The organism is Streptomyces spongiicola (assembly GCF_003122365.1).
In the GTDB taxonomy this organism is placed as follows: domain Bacteria; phylum Actinomycetota; class Actinomycetes; order Streptomycetales; family Streptomycetaceae; genus Streptomyces; species Streptomyces spongiicola.
Map to the genome: position 1 here is coordinate 4106319 of NZ_CP029254.1, position 8682 is coordinate 4115000.

The 8682-nt window shown below is 73.8% G+C and carries 6 protein-coding genes and 2 pseudogenes; 6 read left to right on the forward strand and 2 right to left on the reverse strand.

Features of this window, described 5'->3' with window-relative positions; translation table 11 throughout:
- Positions 1-303 precede the first annotated feature (303 nt).
- From ilvD to proC, 6 genes are all read left to right on the forward strand, one after another.
- Positions 304-2154: a dihydroxy-acid dehydratase gene (gene ilvD / locus DDQ41_RS18105; RefSeq protein WP_109295424.1), complete on the forward strand. Its 1851-nt coding sequence runs from the start codon at positions 304-306 to the stop codon at positions 2152-2154.
- A gap of 504 nt (positions 2155-2658) precedes the next feature.
- Positions 2659-3225 carry a hypothetical protein gene (locus DDQ41_RS18110; RefSeq protein ID WP_109295425.1) on the forward strand — a complete coding sequence of 189 codons (567 nt, stop codon included), beginning with the start codon at positions 2659-2661 and terminating at the stop codon, positions 3223-3225.
- A 545-nt stretch (positions 3226-3770) separates the two neighbouring features.
- A complete protein-coding gene (locus DDQ41_RS18115; RefSeq protein ID WP_109297806.1) occupies positions 3771-4883 on the forward strand; it encodes an NAD(P)/FAD-dependent oxidoreductase in 1113 nt (370 codons plus the stop codon).
- 55 nt (positions 4884-4938) lie between these two features.
- A complete protein-coding gene (locus tag DDQ41_RS18120) occupies positions 4939-5718 on the forward strand; it encodes an ABC transporter ATP-binding protein (RefSeq protein WP_109297807.1) in 780 nt (259 codons plus the stop codon).
- On the forward strand, positions 5715-6572 hold the full coding sequence (locus DDQ41_RS18125) for an ABC transporter permease (RefSeq protein WP_262508494.1): 858 nt from the start codon (positions 5715-5717) through the stop codon (positions 6570-6572). Before DDQ41_RS18120 ends, DDQ41_RS18125 begins: the two co-directional genes overlap by 4 nt.
- Positions 6573-6717: 145 nt before the next feature.
- Positions 6718-7527 carry a pyrroline-5-carboxylate reductase gene (gene proC, locus DDQ41_RS18130; protein WP_109295426.1) on the forward strand — a complete coding sequence of 270 codons (810 nt, stop codon included), beginning with the start codon at positions 6718-6720 and terminating at the stop codon, positions 7525-7527.
- Positions 7528-7686: 159 nt separating this feature from the next.
- On the opposite strand, the pseudogene DDQ41_RS18135 reads toward proC, so the two are convergent.
- Both DDQ41_RS18135 and DDQ41_RS18140 read right to left on the reverse strand, forming a co-directional pair.
- Positions 7687-8163 (reverse strand): annotated as a pseudogene (locus DDQ41_RS18135) (isochorismatase family protein); the annotation flags it as partial.
- Positions 8155-8389: pseudogene (locus tag DDQ41_RS18140) on the reverse strand (tryptophan--tRNA ligase); the annotation flags it as partial. The pseudogenes DDQ41_RS18135 and DDQ41_RS18140, both read right to left, overlap by 9 nt.
- Between the last annotated feature and the right edge of the window lie 293 nt (positions 8390-8682).

The following is an 8682-nucleotide window of genomic DNA, read 5'->3' on the forward strand; positions in this document are numbered from 1 at the left end:
CGGCCCGGTGCACCTGGCGTCTGCCCGGTGCAGTCGGCGCCCGCCCGGTGCCTTCGGCAAGCCCTGGTCCGCCCCGCCGGAGCCGCCGCCTGGCGCGTACGGCGGGTGCGGCTCGGCGCGTACGGCGGTGCGGCGGGTGCGGCCTGGCGCGCGTACGGCGGTGCGGTCGAGCGGGCCGCGCGGCCCCGCCGTGGAGCTGACCGAAGGGCGGACCGTCGTCCCGTATTCCGGACATGTCGTCCAGATCTTGGAGCACCGGCGTAGGCTCGTCTGAGCCAGAACTGTCTGAAGGAGCGAGCGACGATGCCCGAGCTGAGGTCCCGCACAGTCACCCACGGCCGCAACATGGCGGGCGCCCGCGCCCTGATGAGGGCCTCGGGCGTAGCGAGCGCGGACATCGGCAAGCCGGTCGTCGCGGTCGCCAACTCCTTCACGGAGTTCGTCCCCGGGCACACCCACCTCGCCCCGGTCGGCCGGATCGTCTCCGACGCCGTCCTGGCGGCGGGGGCGGTGCCGCGCGAGTTCAACACCATCGCCGTCGACGACGGCATCGCCATGGGCCACGGCGGCATGCTCTACTCGCTGCCGTCCCGCGACCTGATCGCGGACTCCGTGGAGTACATGGTCGAGGCCCACTGCGCCGACGCCCTGATCTGCATCTCCAACTGCGACAAGATCACCCCCGGCATGCTGATGGCCGCCATGCGCCTCAACATCCCGGCGGTCTTCGTCTCGGGCGGCCCGATGGAGGCCGGCCAGGCCACCCTCGTCGACGGCACGGTCCGCAAGCTCGATCTGATCAACGCCATCGTGGACTCGGTCGACGAGAACGTCTCGGACGAGGACGTGCTGCGCATCGAGGAGAACGCCTGCCCCACCTGCGGCTCCTGTTCCGGCATGTTCACCGCCAACTCGATGAACTGCCTGACCGAGGCCATCGGCCTGTCCCTTCCGGGCAACGGATCGGTCCTCGCCACCCATACCGCCCGCCGGGCGCTGTACGAGAACGCGGGCCGCACGGTCGTCGAGATCACCAAGCGCTACTACGAGCAGGGCGACGAGTCCGTCCTCCCGCGCAACATCGCCACCCGTGAGTCCTTCGAGAACGCCATGGCCCTCGACATCGCCATGGGCGGCTCCACCAACACGATCCTCCATCTGCTCGCCGCCGCCCAGGAGGCCGAGCTCGACTACGACCTCACCGACATCGACGCCGTATCGCGCCGGGTGCCGTGCCTGGCCAAGGTCGCGCCGAACGTCGCCCCCGGCGGCACGTACTACATGGAGGACGTCCACCGGGCCGGCGGCATCCCCGCCATCCTCGGCGAGCTGTACCGGGGCGGGCTGCTGAACGAGGACGTCCACACCGTCCATTCGGCGTCGCTGGCCGACTGGCTCAAGACCTGGGACGTGCGCGGGGGCTCCCCCTCCGCCGAGGCCGTCGAGCTGTGGCACGCCGCCCCCGGCTGCGTCCGCTCCGCGACCGCCTTCTCGCAGTCCGAGCGGTGGGAGTCGCTGGACGTCGACGCCGAGGGCGGTTGCATCCGCTCCGTCGAGCACGCCTATTCCGAGGACGGCGGCCTCGCCGTCCTCAAGGGCAACATCGCCGAGGACGGCTGCGTCGTGAAGACGGCGGGCGTCGACGAGTCGATCTGGACCTTCGAGGGCCCGGCCGTCGTCTGCGAGTCGCAGGAGGAGGCGGTCGACAAGATCCTCTCCAAGGTGGTCAAGGAGGGCGACGTGCTCGTCATCCGCTACGAGGGCCCGCGCGGCGGCCCCGGCATGCAGGAGATGCTCTACCCGACCTCCTTCCTCAAGGGCCGCGGCCTGGGGAAGGCCTGCGCGCTCATCACCGACGGCCGCTTCTCCGGCGGCACCTCGGGCCTGTCCATCGGCCACGCCTCCCCGGAGGCCGCGTCCGGCGGCGCGATCGCCCTGGTCGAGGACGGCGACCGCATCCGCATCGACATCCCGAACCGCTCCATCGAACTCCTCGTCGACGACGCCATTCTCGCCGCCCGCCGCGAGGCCCTGGGCGGCGTCTACGCGCCGGGGAACCGCGAACGCAAGGTCTCCGCGGCGCTGCGTGCCTACGCGGCGATGGCGACGAGCGCGGACAAGGGCGCGGTGCGGGACGTGGACATGCTCGGCTGACACCGGTCACCCGGCCGAGCCCCGCCGACGCCGGCGGGGCTCGGCCGCGCCCGTACCTCCCGGTACTCCCCGTACCTCCCGGTACTCCCCGTACCTCCCGGTACTCCCCGTACCTCCCCGCCCCTCGGGGATCCCGCCGCATCCGGCCGCCTCGGGCGGGTTTCCGAAGCCCGCGGGCCGCCGCGAACGTCCGGCATCATCCCCCGGCAGCCGTTCGGACGCCGGAGAGCGGCCCCCATACCGCGCCGTCGGCCGTCGCGGCGGACCGCCGCGCTCTCCTGCCCGCGCCGCGCGATCGCCCGCACCGGGCGCCCCGCGCCCAGCGAGCGGGCCGCCCCCCGTTCCCGCCGGCCGCCCCACCGCGCCCCACCGCCCCGCCGGTGGGGAATCCGGCGGCGACGGGACACGTCGCCGTGCGCTGGGTCCGACCGCGTGCGCTGAGTCCGACCGTGCGCCCGCCCCCGCCCCCGGCCGGGCGGTGGGCGGCCGGGGATAATCGGGTGCGTGAGCGAGAACCGCGAAGACAGCCCCCGCCGCAGCCGTCCACCCGGCTCCGCGGACGGTCCCGACGGCCGGCCGGGCGCCGGGAGCGGTGGCCGTGCCGGGCCGAGGCCCGAGGAGATCCGGTTCTTCGGCACCACCTGGGTCCACCACGACGGCGGCTACGGACTGCGCCGTGTCGCCGTCGCGGCCGGGTCGCTCGCCGCGGCGGTCGCCGGGTGCCTCGTCCTGCGGTTCGCCTACCAGGGCCTGGAGACCGCCCGGGTCGGCGGTTTCGTCGACCTGCTGCTGATCGTGACGTTCTCGGTGTGCAGCGCCGTCGCCTTCCGCAAGACCTGGGAGGGCTTCTCCCGCCGCCCGGACGACCCGGCGCGCGAGGAGTCCCTGCGCAGTCTGCGCATGATCGGCTTCATCGGGGCGCTGCTCGCCTACTTCCTCCGCTCCCTCACCGAGGCGCCGGGGGAGGAACTGCGGCGCGCGGAGTACGAGACGGCCCTCGCCCGGTACGAGAAGCGCCAGGGCGCCCGCACCGGGAACCCGGGGGCCCGCAGGAAACCCAGGCGCAGATGAGACGGGCCGCCGTGGTGACCGGCAGGACGGACGCCGTACCGCACCGTGCCGCTCGCCACAGTGCCGAGCGGCACGGTGCGGTACGGCAGGTGGCGGTACGGCAGGGACGGGTGCGGCCTCGGGGCCTGACGCCGTACGGCAGGACGGTAGGGCAGGGCGCCGTGCGGCAGCGCGCGGCATGCGGCCGGGCCTGACGCCGCCGGCGTCCTGCCGTACCCGTCCTCCTCCCGTCCGCCGCACCCGTACCCGGCCCGCGAACACACGCTGCTGCCGCTGCTGCCGGTGCTGCCGGTGCTGCCGGGCGATCGGCCGGCAGCCGTTCGCCGAGGGCCCGATGCCCCCCGAGGCCTGCGATCGGCGCATCCCGGAGCCCGCTCGCGACCACCCGGGAGCGGCGCAGTGGGCCCGTCCGGCGGCGGCCGCGCCGCCCGGGGCCGGTGTGTCGGCCGGTCCGGCGGGCTGCGCTTCGCCCGGTCCACCGGCCGGCCCGCCACCGGACCCTCCCCGCCGTGTCACATCCGGCGGCGCTGCGCCGTCCCATGGGTATGACGACACACAGCAGCGGCGACCGCCCCCGCGTCCTTGTCCTCGGCGCCGGCTATGCCGGGCTCACCGCCGCCCTCCGGCTGGCTCCACACGCCCGGGTGGGCCTGATCGACCCCGGCCACCGGTTCACCGAACGCGTACGGCTCCACGAACTGGCCGCGGGAGTCCGCCCCGATGTGAGCCACCCGCTCTCCGGCTTCCTCCACCCCGAGGGGATCGAGCACATCGCGGCGCGGGCCACGGCGATCGATCCGGCCGGCCGCGTGGTCGCGACGGACGACGGCCGGAGGCTGCCGTACGACCGGCTCGTATACGCCCTGGGCAGCCGTACCGCGCCCGCGGGCGAACGCGCCCACACCGCCCACACCGCCGAGACCGCCGCCGACCTGTCCAAGCGCCTCCAGGACGGCCCGGGCTCGGTGGCGGTCGTCGGCGGCGGGCTGACCGGGATCGAGTTCGCCGCCGAACTCGCCGAGGCCCGGCCCGAGTGGCGGGTGAGCCTGCACTCGGAGGGAGGGGTCGGTTCGGGTTTCTCCCCGCGTGCCCGCGACCACGTGCTGGGCGTGCTGAGGGCGCGGGGCGTTCGGATCGAGGAGGGCCGGCGGATCGAGGACCCCGGGTCGGCCGACGCCGACGAGGTCGTCTGGGCGGCCTCGATGGTCCCCAACGCCGAACTCGCCGCGGCGGCCGGTCTCCCGCTCGACTCCTCGGGCCGGGTCCGGGTCGACGGCACCCTGCGCTCGACGGTGTACCCGGAGGTGTACGTCGCGGGGGACGCCGCCGCGGCGAGTTCGGCCAGGGCGGGCGCGCTGCGGATGGCCTGCGCGACGGCGATGCCCATGGGTTCGCACACCGCCGCGTCGATCATCTCCGAACTCCGCGGGCGGGGGCCGCGCACCTTCGACTACGGCTATCTGATCCAGTGCGTCAGTCTCGGCCGCCGCGACGGGCTCGTCCAGTTCGTCCGGCCGGACGACAGTCCTCGCGACCGCTTTCTGACGGGGCGTCTCGCCGCCCGGGTCAAGGAGCAGGTCGTCCGTTCCACCGTCGGTGTGCTGCGGACCGCCGCCCGTCGCCCCTGGGCCGTCCCGCTGGTGCCGGGCATGTCCTGACTCCCGGCCGCGCACCTTGACGGGCACCTCCTCCGGATGGATTATTCATCGCGTGATGAATAATCCATCGGGGGGCCCTCCGGCACCGGCCGTCCACGCGCGCGCCCTCACCGTGGTCCGCGGCCCCCGACCCGTCCTGCGCAACCTCGACTTCGACGTGCCACCGGGCCGGATCACCGGGCTCCTGGGCCCCTCCGGCTGCGGCAAGTCCACCCTGATGCGTGCCGTCGCCGGCACCCAGGCCAGGGTCACCGGAACCCTCGACGTCCTCGGCCGGCCCGCCGGCCACGCCGCGCTGCGCTCCCGCATCGGCTATGTCACCCAGGCCCCCTCCGTCTACGACGACCTGACCGTCCGCCAGAACCTCGCTTATTTCGCCGCGGTCCTCGACCCGGGCCGCGCCGCCGCCGAACGTCGACGGCACCAGGTCTCCCAGGCCCTCGCGGACGTGGACCTCACGGCGCACGCCGGCGCGCTCGCGGGCAGGCTCTCCGGAGGGCAGCGCAGCCGCGTCTCCCTCGCCGTCGCCCTCCTCGGCACGCCCGACCTGCTCGTCCTCGACGAACCCACCGTCGGCCTCGACCCGGTCCTGCGCCGCGACCTGTGGGACCTCTTCCACCGCATCGCCGCCGAACGCGGCACCACGATCCTCGTCTCCTCCCACGTCATGGACGAGGCCGAGCGATGCCACGGCCTGCTCCTGCTGCGAGACGGCGAACTCCTCGCCGACGGGTCCCCCGAGGCCCTCCGCCGCCGCCACGGCACCGCCACCGTCGAAGAGGCATTCCTGCACCTCGTCGACTCCGCCGACGCCCTCCAGGAGGAGGCCCGATGAACGCCGACCCGTCCCCCACGGCCAGGGCAGCCGCCGACCCGTCCTCCACGGCCAAGGCGGCCGCCGACCCGTCCTCCACGGCCAAGGCGGCCGCCGACCCGCATCCGCTTCCGGTGCTCTCCCCGTCGCGTACCCTCGCCACCGCCGCCCGCGTACTTCGGCAGCTGCGGCACGACCCCCGCTCGATCGCCCTGATGCTCCTGGTGCCGTGCCTGATGCTCTTCCTGCTGCGCTACGTCTTCGACGGCAGCCCGCAGACCTTCGACGCCATCGGCGCCTCGCTGCTCGGCATCTTCCCGCTGATCACGATGTTCCTGATCACCTCGATCGCCACCCTGCGCGAGCGCACCTCCGGCACCCTCGAACGCCTGCTCGCCATGCCCCTGGGGAAAGCCGACCTGATAGCGGGCTACGCACTCGCCTTCGGCCTGCTCGCCGTCGTCCAGTCCGCCCTGGCGACCGGGCTCTCGGTCTGGTTCCTCGGCCTCGACGTCGCCGGCTCGGCCTGGCTGCTGCTGCTGGTGGCGCTGCTGGACGCACTGCTCGGCACGGCTCTCGGCCTGTTCGTCTCCGCCTTCGCCGCATCCGAGTTCCAGGCCGTCCAGTTCATGCCTGCCGTGATCTTCCCCCAGCTCCTCCTCTGCGGTCTCTTCGCCCCCCGCGACACCATGCAGCCCGTCCTCGAGGGCCTCTCGGACGTGCTGCCCATGTCGTACGCCGTGGACGGCATGAACGAGGTACTCCGGCGCACCGACGTCACCGCCGACTTCGTCCGCGACGTACTCGTCGTCTCCGCCTGTGCGCTCCTCGTCCTCCTCCTCGGCGCGGCCACGCTCCGCCGCCGCACCGCGTGACCGCCCCTCGGACGGCGCCGACACCGCGGCGGGCCCGGTGCGAGGATGTCCCTGTCCGTGAAAACCCGGGAGCGACCGGTCACGGACCCGGACGGACCCGGACGGACCCCATACGCACGCGCACCACCCCGGTGAGGTGACCCGCATGACCCAGACAGTCGCAGTCCTCGGCACCGGCAAGATCGGCGAGGCCCTGCTCAGCGGCATGATCCGGGCCGGCTGGCCCGCTTCGGCCCTGCTGGTGACCACCCGCCGGGCCGACCGCGCGGAGGAGCTCCGCACCCGCTACGGCGTCGGAGCCGTCACCAACGCGGACGCCGCAAAGCGCGCCGACACACTGATCCTGGCCGTCAAGCCCCAGGACATGGGCAGGCTCCTCGACGAACTCGCCCCCCACGTCGCCGCCGACCGCCTCGTGATCAGCGCCGCCGCCGGTATCACCACCGCCACCATCGAGAGCCGGCTCGCCCCCGACACCCCCGTCGTCCGTGTCATGCCCAACACCCCCGTCCTCGTCGACGAGGGCATGTCGGTGATCTCGGGCGGCAGCCACGCCACCGCCGAGCACCTGGCCCACACCGAGGAGATCTTCGGTGGAGTGGGCAAGACCCTCCGGGTCCCCGAGTCCCAGCAGGACGCCGCCACCGCCCTGTCCGGCTCCGGCCCCGCCTACTTCTACTTCCTGGTCGAGGCCATGACCGACGCGGGCATCCTGCTCGGCCTGCCGCGGGCCCAGGCCCACGACCTGATCGTCCAGGCTGCCATCGGTGCCGCGGTGATGCTCCGCGACTCCGGTGAGCACCCGGTGAAGCTCCGCGAGGCCGTCACCTCCCCGGCGGGGACCACCATCAACGCCATCCGGGAACTCGAGAACCACGGCGTCCGCGCCGCACTCATCGCCGCGCTCGAAGCGGCCCGCGACCGCAGCCGCGAACTCGCCTCCGGCAACGGATGACGGCGGGCGGCCGCACAGCCGAGTCCGGCGACGCCGGGGGCCGGCGTCCGCCACGGCTTCGCGACCGCGGACCCGCCGGCTCCGATGCCCCGGCGGCCACCGGCACGACCGGAGGCGGCTCACGGCCACCTCCGGTCGGGGCACGCCCCGGACAGGGGCTCACCTCCCCGCGGCGGCCACCAGCCCGTCCGTCGACACCACCGAAGCGAATCCGCCGCCGTGCAGCGACACGGCGGTGGCCCGCGCCAGCTCATCGGCCTCCAGACGCCAGCCGAAGGGCCCCTCGAGGTCGAAGGTGTGGGTCGCGTCCAGCGCGAACAGCACCTCGTACCCCAGGTTCCCGCCCATCCGCGCCGTGGTCTCCGCGCACATGTTGGTCTGGATCCCGGCGACCACGAACTGGCGCACCCCCTGGGACCCGAACCACCGCGCCAGATCCGGCGTCCCGTAGAACGCGGAGTTCACGGTCTTCGTCACCAGCAGTTCCGGTCCTCCGCCGCTCCCCCTCCTGCGCTCCACGTAGTCCTTGAACCCGTTGCCCGGGTGGCCGGGCCGCAGGGGCGACTCCGCGCTCGACGAGTCGTGCCGCACGTAGACGACCGGACGGCCGCTTCCCTGCCACGCGTCGATCAGCGACGTGCTGTGCCTGGTCGTCGCCCACGGGGACCTCGTCCGTCGCGTACGCCAGGATGTCCGCCGCCATCAGCACCGGGTACGTGAGCAGGGAAAGCCGCACGCCCACCCCCGCGGCCCTCGCCTGTGCGCCCTTCTCCTTGTACTGGATCATCCGCCGCATCTCGCCGTCCGTGGCGGTGCACTCGAGCAGACAGGAGAGCCGGGCGTGCCCGTCTCCCTGCTCCTGCCGGAGCCACCGCGGCCGGTGGGCCGGGCCGCCCCTCTGAGGAGGAAGGAGAACGGCCGCCGAGGCGGCGGCCGTGGATGCGCGCGTGACTGCCGGCCGCCGTCAGGCGGCCCACCACCGGAAGGTGCACGCGGGCGCGGTCATGACCGGGGACTACGCCGAGGGAGCGCGGTTGACACGCAAATCGGCGGTCCGTATAGTCCTTCGGGTTGTCCGACGTGAGCACCGACCCAGGTCGGCCCCGGGCAGCCAACCCGCAAGAACCACTCCAAGCGAGCGACACGCTGTCGTTT

Coding starts and splice junctions, on each gene's coding strand:
- ilvD (WP_109295424.1), top strand. CDS start 304: ATGCCCGAGCTGAGGTCCCGCACAGTCACCCACGGCCGCAACATGGCG.
- DDQ41_RS18115 (WP_109297806.1), top strand. CDS start 3,771: ATGACGACACACAGCAGCGGCGACCGCCCCCGCGTCCTTGTCCTCGGC.
- DDQ41_RS18120 (WP_109297807.1), top strand. CDS start 4,939: ATGAATAATCCATCGGGGGGCCCTCCGGCACCGGCCGTCCACGCGCGC.
- DDQ41_RS18125 (WP_262508494.1), top strand. CDS start 5,715: ATGAACGCCGACCCGTCCCCCACGGCCAGGGCAGCCGCCGACCCGTCC.
- proC (WP_109295426.1), top strand. CDS start 6,718: ATGACCCAGACAGTCGCAGTCCTCGGCACCGGCAAGATCGGCGAGGCC.